The 18,651-nt window shown below is 41.4% G+C and carries 19 protein-coding genes; 9 read left to right on the forward strand and 10 right to left on the reverse strand.

Annotated features, from left to right (window positions below):
• Positions 1 to 11 precede the first annotated feature (11 nt).
• Complete coding sequence (locus GQR89_RS02420; RefSeq protein WP_158768585.1) at positions 12 to 860, forward strand: mechanosensitive ion channel family protein; 849 nt, start codon at positions 12 to 14, stop codon at positions 858 to 860.
• Between the two features lie 66 nt (positions 861 to 926).
• On the opposite strand, the gene GQR89_RS02425 is transcribed toward GQR89_RS02420, so the two are convergent.
• Positions 927 to 1,748, reverse strand: coding sequence for a formate/nitrite transporter family protein (locus GQR89_RS02425; protein WP_158768586.1), 822 nt, complete (start codon positions 1,746 to 1,748; stop codon positions 927 to 929).
• A 287-nt stretch (positions 1,749 to 2,035) separates the two neighbouring features.
• Between GQR89_RS02425 and dgt the strand changes: the two genes are divergently transcribed.
• Positions 2,036 to 3,484, forward strand: coding sequence for a dGTPase (gene dgt, locus GQR89_RS02430; RefSeq protein WP_158772108.1), 1,449 nt, complete (start codon positions 2,036 to 2,038; stop codon positions 3,482 to 3,484).
• Between the two features lie 72 nt (positions 3,485 to 3,556).
• On the opposite strand, the gene GQR89_RS02435 is transcribed toward dgt, so the two are convergent.
• The 5 genes from GQR89_RS02435 to GQR89_RS02455 all read right to left on the reverse strand — a co-directional run bounded on the left by GQR89_RS02435 (position 3,557) and on the right by GQR89_RS02455 (position 8,324).
• The gene (locus tag GQR89_RS02435) at positions 3,557 to 3,808 is read right to left on the reverse strand and encodes a hypothetical protein (protein WP_158768587.1); all 252 of its coding nucleotides are present in this window, start codon (positions 3,806 to 3,808) and stop codon (positions 3,557 to 3,559) included.
• A 339-nt stretch (positions 3,809 to 4,147) separates the two neighbouring features.
• Positions 4,148 to 5,659, reverse strand: a complete 1,512-nt coding sequence (locus GQR89_RS02440; RefSeq protein ID WP_158768588.1) for an acetyl-CoA hydrolase/transferase family protein — start codon at positions 5,657 to 5,659, stop codon at positions 4,148 to 4,150.
• Between the two features lie 503 nt (positions 5,660 to 6,162).
• Positions 6,163 to 6,597, reverse strand: a complete 435-nt coding sequence (locus tag GQR89_RS02445) for a cytochrome b562 (protein WP_158768589.1) — start codon at positions 6,595 to 6,597, stop codon at positions 6,163 to 6,165.
• 183 nt (positions 6,598 to 6,780) lie between these two features.
• Positions 6,781 to 7,377, reverse strand: coding sequence for a hypothetical protein (locus GQR89_RS02450; RefSeq protein ID WP_158768590.1), 597 nt, complete (start codon positions 7,375 to 7,377; stop codon positions 6,781 to 6,783).
• Positions 7,378 to 7,379: 2 nt separating this feature from the next.
• Complete coding sequence (locus GQR89_RS02455) at positions 7,380 to 8,324, reverse strand: hypothetical protein (protein WP_158768591.1); 945 nt, start codon at positions 8,322 to 8,324, stop codon at positions 7,380 to 7,382.
• A 73-nt stretch (positions 8,325 to 8,397) separates the two neighbouring features.
• On the opposite strand from GQR89_RS02455, the gene GQR89_RS02460 reads away from it, so the two are divergent.
• On the forward strand, positions 8,398 to 8,562 hold the full coding sequence (locus GQR89_RS02460; RefSeq protein WP_158768592.1) for a hypothetical protein: 165 nt from the start codon (positions 8,398 to 8,400) through the stop codon (positions 8,560 to 8,562).
• Positions 8,563 to 8,715: 153 nt separating this feature from the next.
• Here GQR89_RS02460 and GQR89_RS02465 read toward each other — a convergent pair whose 3' ends face one another.
• Entirely contained in the window at positions 8,716 to 9,243 is a 528-nt protein-coding gene (locus GQR89_RS02465; RefSeq protein WP_158768593.1) for an LEA type 2 family protein, read from the reverse strand.
• 626 nt (positions 9,244 to 9,869) lie between these two features.
• On the opposite strand from GQR89_RS02465, the gene GQR89_RS02470 reads away from it, so the two are divergent.
• The 4 genes from GQR89_RS02470 (at position 9,870) to GQR89_RS02485 (ending at position 12,476) form a co-directional block, all read left to right on the forward strand.
• Complete coding sequence (locus tag GQR89_RS02470; protein WP_158768594.1) at positions 9,870 to 10,694, forward strand: alpha/beta fold hydrolase; 825 nt, start codon at positions 9,870 to 9,872, stop codon at positions 10,692 to 10,694.
• Between the two features lie 319 nt (positions 10,695 to 11,013).
• The gene (locus tag GQR89_RS02475; protein WP_158768595.1) at positions 11,014 to 11,265 is read left to right on the forward strand and encodes a YdcH family protein; all 252 of its coding nucleotides are present in this window, start codon (positions 11,014 to 11,016) and stop codon (positions 11,263 to 11,265) included.
• Between the two features lie 37 nt (positions 11,266 to 11,302).
• Entirely contained in the window at positions 11,303 to 11,770 is a 468-nt protein-coding gene (locus tag GQR89_RS02480) for a hypothetical protein (RefSeq protein WP_158768596.1), read from the forward strand.
• 70 nt (positions 11,771 to 11,840) lie between these two features.
• Positions 11,841 to 12,476: a DUF2238 domain-containing protein gene (locus GQR89_RS02485; RefSeq protein WP_158768597.1), complete on the forward strand. Its 636-nt coding sequence runs from the start codon at positions 11,841 to 11,843 to the stop codon at positions 12,474 to 12,476.
• A 140-nt stretch (positions 12,477 to 12,616) separates the two neighbouring features.
• On the opposite strand, the gene rnr is transcribed toward GQR89_RS02485, so the two are convergent.
• Together rnr and GQR89_RS02495 are read right to left on the reverse strand one after the other, a co-directional pair.
• Positions 12,617 to 14,842, reverse strand: coding sequence for a ribonuclease R (gene rnr, locus GQR89_RS02490; RefSeq protein ID WP_158768598.1), 2,226 nt, complete (start codon positions 14,840 to 14,842; stop codon positions 12,617 to 12,619).
• A gap of 275 nt (positions 14,843 to 15,117) precedes the next feature.
• Entirely contained in the window at positions 15,118 to 15,327 is a 210-nt protein-coding gene (locus GQR89_RS02495) for a cold-shock protein (protein WP_158768599.1), read from the reverse strand.
• Between the two features lie 628 nt (positions 15,328 to 15,955).
• On the opposite strand from GQR89_RS02495, the gene GQR89_RS02500 reads away from it, so the two are divergent.
• Together GQR89_RS02500 and GQR89_RS02505 are read left to right on the forward strand one after the other, a co-directional pair.
• Positions 15,956 to 17,203, forward strand: a complete 1,248-nt coding sequence (locus GQR89_RS02500) for an acyl-CoA dehydrogenase family protein (protein ID WP_158768600.1) — start codon at positions 15,956 to 15,958, stop codon at positions 17,201 to 17,203.
• Between the two features lie 125 nt (positions 17,204 to 17,328).
• The gene (locus tag GQR89_RS02505; RefSeq protein WP_158768601.1) at positions 17,329 to 17,547 is read left to right on the forward strand and encodes a hypothetical protein; all 219 of its coding nucleotides are present in this window, start codon (positions 17,329 to 17,331) and stop codon (positions 17,545 to 17,547) included.
• Positions 17,548 to 17,751: 204 nt separating this feature from the next.
• Here GQR89_RS02505 and GQR89_RS02510 read toward each other — a convergent pair whose 3' ends face one another.
• Positions 17,752 to 18,537, reverse strand: a complete 786-nt coding sequence (locus GQR89_RS02510; RefSeq protein WP_158768602.1) for a hypothetical protein — start codon at positions 18,535 to 18,537, stop codon at positions 17,752 to 17,754.
• Positions 18,538 to 18,651: the final 114 nt, after the last annotated feature.

The raw sequence follows: 18,651 nt of genomic DNA on the forward strand, positions 1-18,651 counted from the left end.
GAAAACACATTATGGAAGAGACCAGTATTACGCTTGGTTTGATGCAGCAATTCCACGTCTTTGCTATTGGCAAAGCCTTTTTAATATTAATTATTGGGTACTTATTGGCGCGCTTGGCCAGAAATGGCGTGGGCCGTCTTAAGATCGCGCATCTCACCATTAACAGCATGGTACTGGCACAAAGGGTGGTGTTTTATGGGATTTTAGTGTTGACCTCTATCTCCGTGATGAAAGAACTGGGGTTTGATTTAAGTGTTGTACTTGGTGCTGCGGGAATCTTTAGTGTTGCTATTGGTTTTGCTTCACAAACGTCAGCGTCCAACCTGATCAGCGGCCTATTTTTAATGATGGAAAGACCTTTTTCTATCGGCGATGTGATCAGAGTTGAGTCGACCACAGGGGAGGTGATCTCAATAGATTTGTTGTCGGTAAAAATCCGCACCTTTGATAACTTATTTGTTCGTATTCCGAATGAATCGATGATTAAGACTCAAGTTACCACATTAACAAGGTTTCCTATTAGGCGCGCCGACCTACAGATTGGTATCGCTTATAAAGAAGACATTGAGCGTGTAAAAGAGGTGCTTAACCAAGTCGCAACTAAAAACCCACTTTGTTTAGATGAACCCGCGCCACTATTCATTTTACTGGGTTTTGGCTCTTCATCGGTAGATATACAATTTTCAGTTTGGGCTAAAAGAGAGAATTTTCTGACGTTAAAAAACAGCATGTATCAGGAAATAAAAAAGACCTTCGATGCACAGAATATCGAAATTCCCTTCCCGCATATCAGTCTTTATTCTGGAGAAGCCAGCAAACCGATTCCTATCGTTATGGAGCAAGACAAAGACAAGGCTTAGTGGCATAGACATAGAGACTTGCCTATAGATGCCTGCAAAAATGGCTGCCGTTATGCAACATCTAGACTAACGCTTGGAGCTTAGTGCATACCACAGCGGCAGTGCGACTAATAAACTACCGCCGAGTATGTTGCCTATTCCAGCGGGGATGATGTTCCAAAGCATGGCATCCCACCAGCCCGGACCGTCGCCTAGAGGCATACTCATTGAAAAGTAAGCCATGTTAGCCGGGCTGTGTTGAAAGTTACCGGCCACGAACAAGCTTACAGCCAAAAATATAGGCACGAATTTATCTATGATGGTGCGCCCCATGACAGCAAGAAAGGCCGCCATACCGACCATCCAATTACCCAACATACCTGATAGCATCAAGGAGAACCAACCTTCGACACCCCCCACCTGTTGATAATGCATCTTCTTAGCTATTACACTATTTAATAATGCGTAGTGTTCTGGCGAATATACCTGAGCGATCGAAATCACCCATCCTGTGAGCACCGCGCCTAGCAAGTTACCAATCCAAGCCAGTATCCAAAATTTTAACCCACGACGCAGCATATCGCTGCGTGAGCAATTTAGCGCGCTGACGGGCAAGATAACATTAGCCTCTGTAAAGAGTGCCGCACCCGTGAGAATGACTAAAAAGAAGCCAACCGAGAACCCAAGTCCTTGCAATAAAAGCTGTATTCCGTGGGCCTCAACGCCGGTTGAGAGCAAGATAGAAAACAGCGCCCCCATAGTGATAAAAGCCCCACCGAGCATGGCTAAAACCAAAATACGAGCGGCACTGAGCGTATGAATGTGCTCGCATGCCTCTTTACAAATTTCCTGTGCGACATCTCTTGATGCGATGAACTGTGCTGCAGGAGGCACTGAGTTGTGTGGCATGAGATTGTCTCTGGCTGTGGCCGAATTGGAAGAATAGACCTTGGGGTTACTAAGGCATGTTTAAAGAGCAAACGTAGAATCAATAGGTATATCCCGTGCTCGGGTACGCATCACTCCAATCGAATGCGAATGCGAATAGCCGTAGACGGATTATGATTCTCCGCTATCATAAAATAAATAATCTGTAATGATAATCAGGGGTTAACTTAGTTTTGTGATGGGTAAAAATTGTCATGACGTTACCTCTTGTTGTACTGTTTGCCTCCCCGCTATTACAAGAAGTACCTATGATCGATTTTTCTATAAAGCTAACGAGTGACCGACTTCACAATACGAGAAAAAGAGAATCAACTAAATCGTTAATGTTCGATTTTGAAAGTGATCGTGGGCGTATTATCAATTCAGCCGCGGTAAGAAGGCTTCAGCAAAAAACACAGGTGTTTCCCTTAGAGCGAAACGCAGCCGTACGAAGCCGTTTAACGCACTCATTAGAAGTCCAACAGGTCGGCCGATTTATAGTGCAAAGTATTTTCAATAAGTTAGATGCTAAAAAGCAGACTGCATATAATCTGACCGACTTTGAGCGACACTTAGAAAGCGTCGTGGAAATGGCTTGTCTTATGCACGACGTGGGTAATCCGCCTTTTGGTCATTTTGGCGAACAAGCGATTAATGATTGGTTCAATAAAAACCTGACCATCAGCGCACCAACAATAGATAACCGAGCACTTAGCTTAAGCCAAGAGTTGCAGCGTGATATATGTAATTTTGAAGGCAACGCACAAGCCATTAGACTAATTCACACACTGCTGCAGTTGAACCTCACCTATAGTCAGGTTGCTGGAATACTCAAATATACTCGTTGTGGTACGGATACCAAGCCGGATAAAGGACAGGCGCTTAGCTATCTGCAGAAGAAAGTGGGTTTTTATTATAGCGAAAAACAATATGTTGAAACGCTGTGTGAAACCCTAGATATGCAGGTGGGGCATCGTCATCCTGCTTCTTATATCATGGAAGCCGCAGACGATATTTCTTACTGCATTGCAGATTTAGAAGACGCAGTAGAAAAGGGCATACTCGATATTGAAAAACTCGGCAAATCTTTGTGTGCTGAATTTTTAATAATACATACTGAATTTGCCTTGGATAACAACGCTGGATTGATGGAAATCATCACCTCAAAAGCCTTTAAAGCATCTGAAGCAGATGATATATCCAAAGAAAGCCAGTTTTTCATTTCACTTAGAGTAGGCGTACTCCATCCTCTAGTAGGACATGCCGTAGAGCGATTTATTGCTAATATTGATGATATTTTTCATGGTTCATTTAATCAGGCTTTATTGGAAGACAGAAGCGCTGCTCATGCGTTGTCCGAGGCATTTAAGAACGTTGCCCTGAAATACGCCTTTTGTAATAAAGAAGTTGAAGCTAGAGAGCTACAAGGTTACAAAATAATTAATGGCTTATTAGATTGCTACCAACCGCTACTGAAGTTGAGCAAAAGCCAATTTACGCTGGTCTACCAGCAAGACAAAAATGCGCCGCTGTTTGAAAGGCGTTTAATCAAAAAGCTGCCGAACAAACACCTCAGAGCCTATTTACACGCAATTCAAAATGAACCTAGCGAAGAGTTAGAATTTTATTATCGTTGTCGTTTGCTGCAGGATTATATTAGCGGCATGACAGATCAGTACGCCTACGATGAATACCGTGCCTTAATGGTGGTTGATTGAAGGGCTAACAAAGTACGCCACATGCGCTAAAGTTGAGAGAAATTATGGGTCGATTGATTAATTTTTGTTGGTCTATTTAAACCACACCTTGCCGCCTATCATTTTAAAAGCAGGCGTACCGCGTATAAGTGTATCTCTAGCGAACACCGTTTTACATTGCGGACAGGTACCTTCTTGTGTCGTAAAATCCTTGGTAATTCGTTCTTTGAAACATTTTACAAGGGCGCCTTTGCCGCCTTTTTTATATCTAAAAAGCTGTTGTTGGCAGTTATTGCAAAAAATATTCACACTTTTAGACGGCGCTTTCACATTTGGTTTTGCCATAATCACCTTTATTATTCAGCGCTGGGGGACATTGTTGTACCAGTAATCAACCCGTACATGTTGGCGGAGCCATATTTGAGACTCAGTATTTTGCGGCCATATTAGATTGTGCCGTACCTATGCTCAGATTCAAAGGAACAGTGAATTTTAACAGGTAAATATGGGATAAAAACGACGCTAAGATTATGCACAAAATTCCGATAGCTATCTTATTGATTTAGGCCCATTGCTGGCAGTGTCTTGCCATCAATGGGCCTATTATTTGATATATTGATTGCTAGGCATATGGGCTTATTTAAGAAGCCCATTTAAAAGTCCTAGTTAAGGTGCTTAGTTAAATTACATTTGGCCATTAGTTTCAAAGTTATGATGCCAGCTTAGCGCTTCGTTCAAAATATGTGGCGTGTGCATACCGCGTTTGCTGGCGCATGCACGATCGAAGTAATCATACAAACGGTCTTTAAATAACGGATGTGCACATTTTTCAATAACCACCTTAGCGCGTTGACGAGGGGATAAGCCTCTTAAGTCAGCTAAACCTTGCTCGGTAACTATCACTTTCACATCGTGTTCAGTGTGATCAACATGGGACACCATAGGCACAATCGCTGAGATAGACCCATTTTTGCAAATTGAAGGGGTCATGAAAATAGATAAATAACCATTACGCGCAAAATCCCCCGAACCGCCAATACCATTCATAATACGTGAGCCCATAATGTGGGTTGAATTCACGTTGCCGTATATGTCAGCTTCAATTAAGCCGTTCATGGCAATAATACCTAGGCGTCTAGCGATCTCTGGGTGATTACTAATATCTTGTTGGCGCAATATAATTTTGTCGCGGTAGAAATCGATATTTTCATTAAACTCATCTAATGCTTGCGGGCTTAAAGAAAACGCCGTTGCTGAGACGACTGACAATGAGCCTGATTTAAGCATACCAAGCATACCGTCTTGTATTACCTCGGTGTACGCAGTTAGGTTTTTATAACCACCATTCTCTAAGCCACTTAATACTGCATTAGGGATGTTGCCAACACCTGACTGTATAGGTAATAGCCCTTTAGGTAGTCGACCTTTTTTAATTTCATGGGTGAAAAAATCAAGGATATGATCGGCGATTTGGTTCGATACATCATCGGGGGGATTAAATGCACTATTGCGATCAGGCGCTGATGTTTCAACAACCGCGACAATTTTTTCAATGGGGATTGATAAGTATTTCTCGCCAATTCGATCTGACGGTGAAGTCAGTAATATAGGTTTACGATTTGGCGGCAAAGCAGTGCCATAATATATATCATGCATACCTTCTAGCTTGACACTTTGTTGGTCGTTTACTTCTAAGATAACCATGTCAGCTTGTTCTACCCAAGTTTTATTGTTACCTACAGATGAAGAAGGAATAATGCGACCGTCAGCGTGTATCGCGGCTACTTCAATAACCGCAATATCAAGTTTTCCCAAAAATCCAGACCAAGCATTCTGTGATACTTCAGATAGATGAATATCAACGTAATCCATTAAACCGTCGTTAATTTGCTGACGACAAACGGGATCCGACTGATACGGTAAACGCATATTGATACCATCTATCGCTGCGAGCACCCCATCTAATTCTGGTGCAGTAGATGCTCCGGTCCATAAATTAATTCTAAAGGGTTGGTTCGATACCCGTAATTTTTTGGCTTTTTCTACCAACGCAGCTGGAATCGACTTGGGATAACCTGCTCCGGTAAAACCACTCATTCCAACGGTTTGTTTGTCGTGGATAAAAGAGACCGCTTCATCAGCTGACATTATTTTTTTACGTAATTCGGGGCATTCGATACGTGATTTTGCAAACATGCATACTCCTAAGAAAATATCGTTAAAACGATAGACCTGCCACTTAAGATACGTTTGCATAAAAACATCAACAAGTTTTGAGATCTAACGAGTAAAAAGACAAGTAGAAGCTGACTTTAACGTTGTGAGCCAAAGACGATATAAGACCTCGGTCTTAGATTTTCACAAATATGTAACTGTTGGTAACTTTTGCTAATGGCATGTTCTCTAAATGTATCTATAAGGTTAAATTTGCATGCTCAGTGTCTGCTGTACTTTTGTTTTGTGCAGTTAGCATTTATGAAGTGGTGATGTGCGTTAGGCTTTATAAAGGTGTTTATTTCTGCGCTGGTTGTTTTTAAGGCAGCTCGAGCTGGAATTATATGCCCAACCGAGCCAAACTTAGGAGCGCTCACCACAGACCTCGAAGTACAAAGTTTATTGACTACACGTAAATAAGAAATGGATTCGATTTCCAATGGGCATCTTGTTAATGCGTTACTGCAATGTGCTCTGAATTTTTATTAACTGCCAAAAAGTAGCCGCCATATGCTTGGACTGCGTTCTTTATGGTACTGTTTTTTTAGCGCGATCACTTTTTGCAATCGTTGTTTTGCTGTTTTTATATCACTCGCCCCTAGGCTTTGCTGAACCAAGCTCAGTTGTGTTTGCACTTCCGTTAGCCCTTGTTGCAATATCGTTTGTCTCTTGGGCTCAAACTGCACCAATTGCACTGAGGTAACTAATTGCTGCAACTTGTCGATCATACTGTGCATCGCGCTTGGGTCAGTTGCTTGCATGGCTTGTCGATAGGTAAAAGACATGGATTTCATGGTAGCTTCAACATCGGTACTGGCCATTACTTTTTCCACTGATTCTTGCGCATAAACCTGACTACTAAACTGTAAAATTCCACATATCATTAGGGAAATTAGGCTTATGTTTTTTAACGATGTCATTTTTGGATCCGTTCATTGAGAAGGCGTGAATTCTAGCATAAATATATCGATGCTTTGCCGGACAGTTATCCTGCATTAGGCATTAGGCATTAGGCATTAGGCATTAGGCATTAAGCATTAGGTGTTAGTGCAGTGCGGGGAGAGTAAAATTTATTCCGTGAAAGGTTAGCTAGTGTCCATCAACTATAAAATCTCTGCAATGGGATAAACAAAGACTAAGTATAAATAGAAAAATGCTAGCGATAGCACCAATATGATGACCCCAAGAACTGGCGAACTGACTTTAATACCAGAAGTCGAAAGCTCAACCCTATGCTCTTTTTCTTGCCCAGTCCCGACACTACCGTTGTTGGGTTTGATATCAAGCCTAAACTGTACCCAAGCGAAGTAGATGCCTATTGCTACCAACGCGAGAACGACGAAAAAAATAATTCGTGCAGAGAAGTGTTGCCAAGCAAAAACCTTGGCACGATGCTCATGGCCGATTTTATAATAGTTGAAACTCGACTTATAGGACTCCCAGCAAATATCGCGGGTTGATTCATCATTAATATCTGCACACCAGACGTCCGTTAATGTCAAAGAAGTATGTTCTTTTTTGTGATTAGTATTTTGTGGTGGTAATGGCACAGAAGATTGAATAGAGAGCGACTCAAGCACACTTGTTGGAGCAGAATTCGGTTCAGGTGGTTCGCCGAGAACCGGTGAAACAGCCGTGACTAAGAACATCATCAGTAGTGTTTTAACGACTCGATATAATCTTAAATTTATCACTGACATCTTTAGCACCCTAAGTCTAAAGCACATTTAATCACTTGTTGGCGAAAGGCCATTTCACAGTATATATTGCTGCTACACATCTGAGTTTCGTGGCTATCAAAACGTTCACGATCAGCGCTGTTCAAAATACCTTTGGCGACGCCTAGCAAAGCGCCATTATGTTGTCGCAACCAATTTTCTAAGTCACTTCCAGAGCTTGGTCGTCCAGGAATATTGATTCTCTGGACCTGTGTATCAGATTTGTCTTTACTACGACCTAAACCGTAATAATCCCCGTTAACTTTTTTCTCGAACGAAGAAAAAGACTTATTAGCAACTGTCTGCGAAGTAGGAGCTGCTTGCTCTTGGTAGCATAATTTAAGCGCGGACTGGCATTGGTTTTTAACGCTGTTAGCTGCTAAGTATTGCTTGCTTAGGTTTTGTTTAGACTCATTCAACCGATCAACTTTAAGCTGACATTTATTTACTTTGGCATCACAGATTTCTTGGTTTGCTTTAGTACTAATGGTTGAGGCAAGCTCACGGTTATTTCGCACCGCATACCAAGCGCCAGGTTCGTTTTTACTGCCACAACTGCCCGCCATAAACTCAGTTGTATTTTGCGCCATATAGCCTCGGCATTCTTGTGAAATACCGTTTAAGTCAGTAAGTATTAACGATATAAATTGGCTTGAATTCTGATTATCAGTTACTGCGCGAAGAACGCCGCTATGCCCACCCCATACAATCTGATAATTGAAAGTTGAGGTGCTATTTTTCGTTTGGCGACCTTTGACTCCGCGTATGATTAAATTATCTCGTTTATCATCGACAGTAAGCTCCCAGGAATCACCTACTAAAAGTACTTCCTGAATAAGCGGTCTCGCCTCGGCATGAGTAAACGAACCAGTCATTACCATTAAAATAGATAGCAACATCGTGGGGACATTTTTTCGAGATGCATTCATAATAAATATGCCTTTCATATGAATTGTACTTTAGTCATTTTTTATAATGTTAAATACAATTAACAGGGCCACTATGACAACGAATCTGGCTAAAGCAATGCGGTCAGATTGTATGGGGCTCTGTTATTACTTAGTTGCACAGACTCAAGTACAGTCATTGCATCACCCAAGAATGAACGGCGAACACAGCGAGACAGTCGAAGACAAATTTATCAAAGGTCAATTTGAACCGCTTTAGCTGTCTTTCGAAGAAGTGAACGTTATGCGTGTTGTTTATAAAGTAACGGGTATCAATTAAGCTAATAGGGCTTTTAGAGATTAGTACAGCGTATACACCTAACTAAAAAGGCAACACCCTACAAGCTTAGAACAGTTTGAAAAATAGACAATTTTACAATGGGTCAATCTTAGTGTTTGTGCTGCGCTTATTGATGCCAAATGGAATAACGCCGCTGCGCGTAACCGGAATACTGCCCCATAACCCTTTACTAGTGAAAATTTTTGCATTCACTTCATAGGCTAATTCTTCAGGCTGTGAGTTCACAATATCCAGCAGCAGCCGACCAGAATTAAATATACTGGCACTGACGTCTACTTCAAACGTATCTTCACTTAATGGCTGCAATACAAATTTTTTGTCACTCACACCCGTGGCGACTTGTAGCCCGCGCAAGTTCAACTTGAAGTTCATCCCATCTACCGGGAAGGCTGTATTGTTGGGATTCACCACACGAAATTTCAGGCGGAATCGCTGCTCTAGACCCTGGGATGGCAAGAGCTGCAAGTTGGTAAGTTGCAAATCAGGTTTTTCAAAATCAGGTGCCAAAGTGGCGCAAGATGAAAGTAACAACGTTATAAAAAAAAGTGTTAGTAGATTAAATTTAGACCACGTGGACGAGGTTTGAGAGTAAAGCTGCATAGTGTCAATTTCCCTATTTCAGATAAATACATAATCCCCCCAGCACCTACTCGAGTCAAATCACTCAGCAAAAATCAATGACTTTGCAGCGGCTTATTCAAGGTTAGCCTAGTGGGTAATTATTTCATCTCAATTAGATTTAATTTCATTCAGGAGTAAGAGAACTGCCGACATCATGTTTAATTGGGCGCAATCGATGTGCCTTATTATTCGGTTATTAGTAGATTCAATGGTTGAATATTCGCTTTAAGCCCTTGCTGTAAAGGGGGATCAACCAAAAGCCTAGCTGAAATATTATTTCCGATTCCATTAGTTGTTTTATATTCGAGAATTGGGCTGATATTTGCTTTAAGCAATGTGATAAATAAGTTTGCAGTGGCTAGCGTTTGAAACGCTATTGAGATTTGAGGTGTTACGCCCTAATACAATTCGCTGCGTTTTATAGGGTAACAATGGGCTCAATGTATCTATATTCGCATCTTTAAAAAGCATCAAATATTAAAATTTCATTCCGCGTAGAGCATTTTTGGTTGAATTTAGTGCCTTGTATTTTCGCTAATTCACATACTTGCAGACATCATCGGTAACAAACCCAGTTGCCATATTTGACCGACTAGGAGATAAAAATGAATATCACTCAATATGTTACGATTGAAGGCCATCAAATTGCGTATGAAGAGATGGGAGAGGGCTCACCATTATTACTAATTCATGGGATCCCTACCAACCGAGCTTTATGGCGAAATGTGATGCCTACCTTGGCAGCTAACCACAGAGTTATCACCCCAGACTTGCTCAATTTTGGTGAATCTGATATGCCAGTCGACACGGACGTATCGATAAATGCCCAAAGCCGCATCATTCGTAAATTTATGGATGCGTTGGGCATTTCTAGAGCAAATATTGTGGCCCACGATATCGGTGGCGGTGTTGCCCAACTGATAGCTGTGAAACACCCTGAAAAAGTTAATCGCTTAGTTTTAATTGACAGTGTCTGTTTTGATTCATGGCCGATACCTGAATTTGAGCCCTTGCTCGAACCTGGCGTTGAACAACAAACCAGCGTCGAAGAATTCGTAGGCATATTGCGAGATTTTATGCCTAAAGGTGTATACGACTCCAGTGTTATGACCGAAGAACTGATTAAACTTTACGTGGCCCAGTGGAGCAGTGAACAGGGTAAAGCGGCTTTATTTCGCAATATGCGTCGACTTAACAGCGAATATACCCAAGCCATTGCGGGAGATCTTAAAGCCCTACCTCATGAAACATTAGTATTATGGGGAGACAAGGATAACTTCCAAAAGCCAAAGTATGCGCCAATGTTGACGGATGCTATTCCGAAAGCGTCACTGATTTGGCTAGAGGATGCCGGTCATTGGGTTATTGATGAACAACCTGACAAGGTTTGTACATTGATTAACACGTTTTTAGAAGATAGCGCGTTTTAGTACTATGCAAACAGGTGTGATGATGACTCACACCTGTTTTTATTAAGTAACAACCTTAAAAAATAAACTATAACCATCCGTTTACAGCAAGGTTGGTATCCATGGCATATTGGTAAGCAATTGAACCTTTAATCTTGCCCAAAGCCTTCATCCCTTTCATATTCTTCACCCGTAATATCTCACTTTTCTAGTGGCTCACGCTTAGCTGACGTAAACAGTCCTCAATAAATATAGATGATAAAACAATGATGAGGATCAATACGATTTACTTGCTACTGGTTAGTATGAATTAAACCGCTAACAATATAGAGTAATCTCCATGGAACTAGAAAAACATTCACTGGTAAAAGATCTGCCAGAACATCACCACACCATTCGCCACCTTAAAATGAACGACGCTCACTTTGCCAAATTATTTGATAGTTATCATGAAGTAGAAAGCGAAGTTAATGATTTAGAAAACCGCAATTCACCGGTTAAAGATGACTACATAGAATCACTCAAGGTACGCCGCGTTCATCTTAAAGATGAATTATTAGACATGATCCAAAAAACAGAAAAAGCGCTTTAGTAAGCAATTTGAGTGGTTTCATAAGGAGCCAACATGTATGAAGAATTTAAGAATAGCGTTAAGCAAAATTGCTGTCACTGCGGTGATCAGCACGTTTGTTTTGGTAGGGTGCAGCAGCCAATTTAATTCATCATTGCGCAAAGTGACTTACCCCCCTGATTTTAAATATACCGAACAGGCTGATTTAAGCTCTGATATGAATCGATTGGCTCATCAGATGGCTTTACTTGATACTGCACTCGATAAACCACTTGAACAGAGCCAAAATGAACCTGATCTTCAACGTGAACAAGTACTAAATGCCCTAAAAAATATCGGGAAAATTGCCTCGAGTTTGAAAGGCGGAGATATGGGAGCAAACCATCCATTTATGGAAGATTATATGCAAGACTTTGTCAGTCAAATCGATAAAGCTCGAACCGCTGCATCGCTACCGGAGCCCCGTTACTACCTTGCAGGAAAAGTCTCAGGTGGGTGCACAAACTGCCACGCGGTCAACAGATAACGTTATTTTTAGTTAACTAACGCATTAATATTAATGTTTTAACTTGAATCTATAAGGTTGTTAGATAGTGATGTTAAAAAGCAGCAATAAAACAACAGATTTGGGTTGGATGCTGCTTTTTATATCGGTGTTTATCGCTGTATGGGCAAATTCAATTATTGGTACCACCGATGTTGCCAATTGGCTTATTGAAAATACGCTGACGGTCATCTCGCTGCTATTTTTAATTATTACTTACAGAAAATACAAGTTCAGTAATGTGAGTTATTTTTTGCTCTGTTTGTTTTTATGTCTGCATGTCTATGGTTCAAAATATACCTATGCCGAGAATCCTTTAGGGTTTTACTTTCAAGATGTTTTTCATTCGCCTAGAAACCAATACGATCGTCTCGTTCATTTTAGCTTCGGTTTTTTACTCTACTATCCCATGAAGGAGTGCTTTTCATCTTGGTTAAAATACCCGCCGCGCATTGCCTTCTTTTTACCCATTACTCTAATACTTTCCATTAGTGCCCTTTATGAAATTTTAGAGTGGCTGGTTGCCGATATCTTCTTTCCTGCAGAGGGGGATTCTTATCTGGGCACACAAGGGGATATATGGGATGCGCAAAAAGATATGGGCATCGCCTTTGTCGGATCATGTATAGCTGCTTTGCCTTTCTATCTATTCAGGTTATTCCGTCAGCCAAACGGTAAAGCGCCTTAGCCAGCAAAAAATATTGCTAAAATATTTGCGGTTGTGCCCTTTTGCTCTTTTAGCCATGTAACCCTAATCCGACTAGCGCACTAATTTGCTTGTTCAGTCGGCGTCAGGCTTTGTTTTAGTTAAGGGTGCATAGGTGCCCTTTATGCCATTTCGAAGCTCATTTTGCGGCTGCGTAAATCAACATTTTTCAAAACAACGCTTACGTGGTCGCCAATATGATAGGTATGCTGTTGATTACTAATTTGCTGCTTATTTCCATCAAATGTAAATGCCTCACCTTTTAAGCTGGTGATATGCACTAAGCCTTCTGCGCCGCTGTTCTCTAATGAAACGAAGAAACCAGTGTTATTCATACCTGATATAGAGGCATCAAAAGAATCACCTATAAAAGGTTGCATATATTTACACATCAGCGCGTTTTCAACTTCGCGGCTAACGGTATCGGCCAAGCGCGATTGGCCAGAGCAATGAGTGCTTAGCTGTTCAACGTCTTGTGCTGTGTAGGGGTAAGCGGTTTTGCTTATAGTTTTGCTGGCTAACTTGTCTAGTTTAAGTTGACGCAATACCCAGTTAAAGCCACTGGCAGGTTTACTGCTGCGCAATTTTGCGCGTATCGCACGGTGAGTTAATAAATCTGGGTAACGTCTTATGGGCGACGTGAAATGTGCATACGCTTCATAGGCTAAACCGAAGTGCCCTTGGTTAACGGATGAGTATTCAGCCTGACTTTGCGAGCGCAATAACAAGGTTTGGATCAGTCTCGCATCAGCCCTATGACTCACTTTTTTCAGTAAATCATTATAGTCATGTGAGCTTGGATTATCGTCGCCAGCTAGGATTAAGCCTTTTTCAGATAAAAACGCACGTAACGCAGTGAGTTTTTTTTGCTGTGGTCCAGCGTGTACTCTAAACAAACTCGGAATTTTATGCCGTTGTAAAAATTGCGCCGTGGCGACATTCGCACACAACATAAATTCTTCTATCATACGATGGGCGTCGTTACGCTTAACCGGTGAAATGCTCGTTATGGTCTTGTGTTTATTAAGCTTAAGTGCGAGCTCTCGGGTTTCAAATTCTATGGCACCGCGGCGTTTACGCTGCTTACTCAGCACCTGAAACAAAGCATGTAAATTTTTAATATGCGGCACAATTGCAGGGCTGGGATCCGAAACGGTTTTGGCAGGCTTACTGTTTGGCTTAAACACCAGTGCGTTTGCTTGATTGTATGTTAGTCGCGCATGAGACTGTATCAAGCCTTCGCTAAAATCAGCTTGGGTCACTACACCCTTGGCGCTAATGGTTATCTCACAAACCATCACCAAGCGGTCTTGATGTGGATTTAACGAACATAGCCCATTGGACAATGTTTCAGGCAGCATAGGTACAACTTGATCAGGCAAATAAATAGACGTCGCGCGTTCTTGGGCTTCAATATCCAGTGCATCATTAGGTAAAACATAATGCGACACATCCGCTATTGCTACCAATAAGCGCCAATCGCCGGCTTGATTTTTTTCACAATACACTGCGTCATCAAAGTCCTTCGCATCTGCGCCATCAATGGTGACAAACGGTAAACTGCGATAATCTATGCGTTGTGCTTTGTCTGCTTGTGACACCACGCAGCCATGGGCATTTGCTTTATCAAGTAAGGTTTTATCCCACTGGTCTGAGATACCGTGACGATGAAGGGCTAATTTACTTTCTATACCAGCATCGGTTGCATTACCTATTACTTCAATAATTTCAACTTGCGTGTTTTGACGAAAGTTGGGGTAGTGGGTAATTCTGGCATTCACATATTGACCGACTTGCGCTTGCTTTAACGTGCTTTGTTCAACGTTTATGTTTTGCGCAAGCTTAATGTCATCAGGCAGTAAAAAGTAATGCTCACCTTCACGCACAAGTGTGCCCACGATGTGGGTGGTATTACGCTGCAGCACCTTAAGTAAATTACTATAAGCGCGTTTGGCGTTTTTCCCAGGCTCAATAAGCACTTGAACCACATCGCCATCAAATACATGGTTGAGTTGGTTTTTAGGCAAAAATAAGTCTTTCTCAGAATCGCTATAGGTCACGAAACCAAAACCGTCAGGGTGGATGCTAATGGTGCCGCTAACAAGGGATTCGGGATCAATTAGTTGATAGCCCTTACGCTGAAATGACAGCTGACCATCGCGTTCCATTGCACGTAAACGTCTTCTGAGTGCTTCTTTTTCTTGGGGGGAGTTTAATGCGAGTGCATCAGCTATTTGTTCGCGATTTAAGTGCTTTTTTAAACTACTAAAAAGACTCAGAATGAATTCACGGCCAGGGATAGGGTTGTCGTAAGTTCGTATGGGGGATAATTGTGCGGTTTGATTCAAATTAATAAAATTCTCTTTGAGCCGCCGATTGCTTTGTACTGGGTATTTTCAAATTAGGGATATAACATTCTTAATGAAGGAAAAGGAATACAGGTTACAGCATAAGGCGGGATGACTCGGAGTATGAGCCGAAATATAAAGACGAGGTGTTGCTATTTAAGACTCGTTTTAAGGGTATTCAGTACGCGTTTAACATAAACGGCGTATTTGCTTCACTCATATTTATTTATGAGTGAAACGATAGCGCAGTCTTTAACTGCGCTGATTAACAAGGTCTAGATACAGACGATGTTTTCTGCTTGTGGGCCTTTTTGACCTTGAGTAACAGTAAACTCTACGCGTTGGCCTTCAGCCAAAGTTTTAAAACCTTCGCTAACGATTGCGCTGAAATGTGCGAAAACGTCAGGACCAGATTCTTGCTCGATAAAGCCAAAACCTTTATCTTCGTTGAACCATTTTACTGAACCAGTAGTTTTATTAGACATAATAGATATCCTAGAAATAATTTAAAAGTGCGCCAAAAAATTGTGGCGATAGAGCATGTGAGGAAAACGATTATTTTACTGAGGATAACGCGAAGAATTACAAATAAACTAATATGACTAGAGTACTACTTAATAACTTACATCGTGGGATTCACAAAATAGGCTCTTCTCAAAGCTTGAACACACCTTACTCCTAATTTATAGCGTAAGTCAAGTTATTATCGAAAATTACTATCGTTGTAGCAATGAGTAAGTGTTTCCCGTGCCAACCTCTTTTTTACGAAAAATACAGCACAAAAATTTTTACTAATCGTTATCCCTTTTTAAAAAAAACGCCGCTGATATTTAAATTCTCGTTTGCTCATATTTTGCACGGAGCTTGCTTAAAATGGCATTTTAAAAAGTAACAGTGATACACCCCTATAATCCACTTTTATAAAGACGCTATAAAAAGACATATTTTTTAAAAATATCAATAATTTCAGTTTCTTGTAGCGATTTCATTGGCCATTTACACTTCATTTACATATTATATTTTGACTGATTTATTTGAAATCTTAGCTTCAATATTTGTGCCACGAAGCGTCAGTAAAACACATCAGATTTCACTCAATTTTAAGGAACAATTATGTCGACTGAAGATTTAAATGATTTACGTATGTCTGAGGACGTGCGTCCACTTTATCTTGCGGTAAAGAAGCACATTGAAGAGAATGTTATTCCCATCCAAGAAGAATTTTATTCAATTGGAGAAAAACTTGCTGATCGCTGGAGCTATTCTGACCGTCAAATGGAATTGCTTGAAGGCGCTAAAAACAAAGCAAAAGAAGCGGGACTGTGGAATTTCTTCTTGCCTGACGCTGAAACTGGACAAGGTTTGTCTAACTTAGACTACGCCTATATTGCCGTTGAGCTTGGTAAAGCACCGTTAGCGTCTGAAACATTAAACTGTTCAGCACCTGACACCGGTAATATGGAAGTGTTAGAACGCGTAGGTACACCAGAGCAGAAGGCTAAATGGCTAGCACCTCTATTAAGAGGTGAAATACGCTCTTGCTTTGGTATGACTGAACCTAATGTAGCCTCTTCTGACGCAAAAAATATTTCAACCTTGGCTGTTGAAGATGGTGATGACTGGGTGATTAATGGTGAGAAATATTATATTTCTGGCGCCGGAGATCCGCGTTGTAAAATCATGATCTGCATGGTTAAAAGTAGCCCCGATGCTCCTGCACACAAACAACAGTCACAAATTCTCGTGCCACTAGACACCCCAGGGGTAACAATTGTTGGCCCAATGCTGGTATTCGGTCATGACCATGCACCTCACGGACATATGCACATTAAACTTGAAAACGTACGGGTACCCAAAACTAACATGTTGTTAGGTGAAGGCCGTGGTTTTGAAATTTCTCAAGTACGTTTGGGCCCTGGTCGTATTCACCATTGCATGCGTTCAATTGGACAAGCGGAAGAAGCATTGCAATTGGCGCTTGAGCGTTCAACTTCAAGAGAAGCATTTGGTAAAAAAATATATCAATTGGGTAAGAACGTTGAAGTTATCTCGAAGATGCGTATCGACATTGAAGCCATGCGTATGATGGTACTCAAAGCCGCTAAAGCCATGGATGTTCTAGGCAACCAAGAAGCACGTATTTGGATACATATGATCAAAGCGATGGTGCCAGAGCGGGTCTGTGAAATTATTGACCAATCTATGCAATTACATGGTGCTACCGGTATTTCTCAATGGTCACCGCTCTCTGCTATGTATGCAGGCCAACGTACCCTACGTTATGCGGATGGCCCAGATGAGGTTCATCATATGGTGGTTGGTCGAAATGAGGTACGTGAATATGAGCGTAACAAAGGTTAACTTAACCATTATTGTATGAGTACATACTTAACAAGGGCCGACGTATTTGGCCTTTTTTCTTTTCCATTTTAAGATTTCCCATCTTTTGGGAGCCGATTTAAGAGTTTCGCGTAAGGAGAGCCAAAATGAGTAAGTACAGTATTGCAAAGCAGTGTATAGCAGATGCTTTAGCTGTAGCTGACCAAGAAAAGATTAACCACAGTGACGCACTAGAAGCACTGATCATCACTGCTGTTGCAGAAATTACCAAAACTGCGGGCGCTACGCGTACTGCGGAAATTATTGATTATGAGCTGCGTAATATCTCAGGCGCACTGGATAAAGACTTTCTAAGAGCCCGATAGAAAATTAACAGGGATCAACAGGTTCAGAGACGCTGAATCTAAACTATGCTTATTGCCATAGCCATAGCCATAGCCATCGCCATCGCCCTAGGGAATGTCGCATCGAAGACATGTCGCTACTTTTACTTATTCGGGACGTGAACTTTCCCGTTAATATTAGCGACTTGTCAGATGCGTACCTAAGGTGACTATGACGCCAACTATTTAGTCTTCATCAGGCTCACTCTGTAACATTTTCACATTATCAATGTAGTAAACCCCTAGACCTGATGAATCGTCCTGAGCAATGGTGGGTGCGAAAAATACATAAAGGCTTAATCGATCAATGGTGGTGTCTGATGGTAGGTCGCCTGTAGCCGTAAGCCCACCTATAAACAGGCTATATTTTTGTTTTTCAATATCTACCGAAATAAACCCAGAGTTGGGCAAGTCTTCACGTATAAATCCTATTCGTCTTTCCGATACATTGCTGTCATCAGATACGTTAACGCTTGTCCAGCCCTGACCTGGCCCATCAGGCGTGCGATAAATACGCAAGCTGACAAGCGGATCCGCATGCCACTGCGCCGACCTGTATACGGCAATAAAAAGTGTTTGGTTTGACCGATTACCCGGATACTCAATAACGCCGTCCCAAAATATATTATAAAGGCCATTTTCCTCAGTAGTTGGTCTGGCATGAAAGCCCAAATACGAGCTAATAGACTGGTCACTACTTGTATAAAAAAGACGCAGGATTTTATCGCCTGCCTCACCGTTGGTGTCTGCGATGACTTTTAGTGGGGCCAACGATGCTGAACTATTGGCGGTACTGCCAGACCAGGTTATTTCATCTCCCGTAGGGTCGCCAGCAAGCGTTAGGTCGGGGAGTGTTCCCACGGTGTTATTATCAAAATCTGCTAACAATAGCGGCTGGGTAGCGCACCCAGACAGAACAAACAAAAGTAAAATATTCGAAAGTACAAAAGTGATAGGTGTTTTGGTTTTCATGTCATTCTTCCTTGTACAAGTCACAAAAAAAGCAATATCCACATCCATTGATATCGCTAAGGGATACAAATAAGATTAATCACTAATTCTATATTTCGCAAAGTCGATTGAGAA

The organism is Paraglaciecola sp. L1A13 (genome assembly GCF_009796745.1).
Lineage (GTDB): Bacteria > Pseudomonadota > Gammaproteobacteria > Enterobacterales > Alteromonadaceae > Paraglaciecola.

Coding starts and splice junctions, on each gene's coding strand:
- GQR89_RS02420 (WP_158768585.1), top strand. CDS start 12: ATGGAAGAGACCAGTATTACGCTTGGTTTGATGCAGCAATTCCACGTC.
- GQR89_RS02425 (WP_158768586.1), bottom strand. CDS start 1,748: ATGCCACACAACTCAGTGCCTCCTGCAGCACAGTTCATCGCATCAAGA.
- dgt (WP_158772108.1), top strand. CDS start 2,036: ATGATCGATTTTTCTATAAAGCTAACGAGTGACCGACTTCACAATACG.
- GQR89_RS02435 (WP_158768587.1), bottom strand. CDS start 3,808: ATGGCAAAACCAAATGTGAAAGCGCCGTCTAAAAGTGTGAATATTTTT.
- GQR89_RS02440 (WP_158768588.1), bottom strand. CDS start 5,659: ATGTTTGCAAAATCACGTATCGAATGCCCCGAATTACGTAAAAAAATA.
- GQR89_RS02445 (WP_158768589.1), bottom strand. CDS start 6,597: ATGACATCGTTAAAAAACATAAGCCTAATTTCCCTAATGATATGTGGA.
- GQR89_RS02450 (WP_158768590.1), bottom strand. CDS start 7,377: ATGTCAGTGATAAATTTAAGATTATATCGAGTCGTTAAAACACTACTG.
- GQR89_RS02455 (WP_158768591.1), bottom strand. CDS start 8,324: ATGAATGCATCTCGAAAAAATGTCCCCACGATGTTGCTATCTATTTTA.
- GQR89_RS02460 (WP_158768592.1), top strand. CDS start 8,398: ATGACAACGAATCTGGCTAAAGCAATGCGGTCAGATTGTATGGGGCTC.
- GQR89_RS02465 (WP_158768593.1), bottom strand. CDS start 9,243: ATGCAGCTTTACTCTCAAACCTCGTCCACGTGGTCTAAATTTAATCTA.
- GQR89_RS02470 (WP_158768594.1), top strand. CDS start 9,870: ATGAATATCACTCAATATGTTACGATTGAAGGCCATCAAATTGCGTAT.
- GQR89_RS02475 (WP_158768595.1), top strand. CDS start 11,014: ATGGAACTAGAAAAACATTCACTGGTAAAAGATCTGCCAGAACATCAC.
- GQR89_RS02480 (WP_158768596.1), top strand. CDS start 11,303: ATGAAGAATTTAAGAATAGCGTTAAGCAAAATTGCTGTCACTGCGGTG.
- GQR89_RS02485 (WP_158768597.1), top strand. CDS start 11,841: ATGTTAAAAAGCAGCAATAAAACAACAGATTTGGGTTGGATGCTGCTT.
- GQR89_RS02495 (WP_158768599.1), bottom strand. CDS start 15,327: ATGTCTAATAAAACTACTGGTTCAGTAAAATGGTTCAACGAAGATAAA.
- GQR89_RS02500 (WP_158768600.1), top strand. CDS start 15,956: ATGTCGACTGAAGATTTAAATGATTTACGTATGTCTGAGGACGTGCGT.
- GQR89_RS02505 (WP_158768601.1), top strand. CDS start 17,329: ATGAGTAAGTACAGTATTGCAAAGCAGTGTATAGCAGATGCTTTAGCT.
- GQR89_RS02510 (WP_158768602.1), bottom strand. CDS start 18,537: ATGAAAACCAAAACACCTATCACTTTTGTACTTTCGAATATTTTACTT.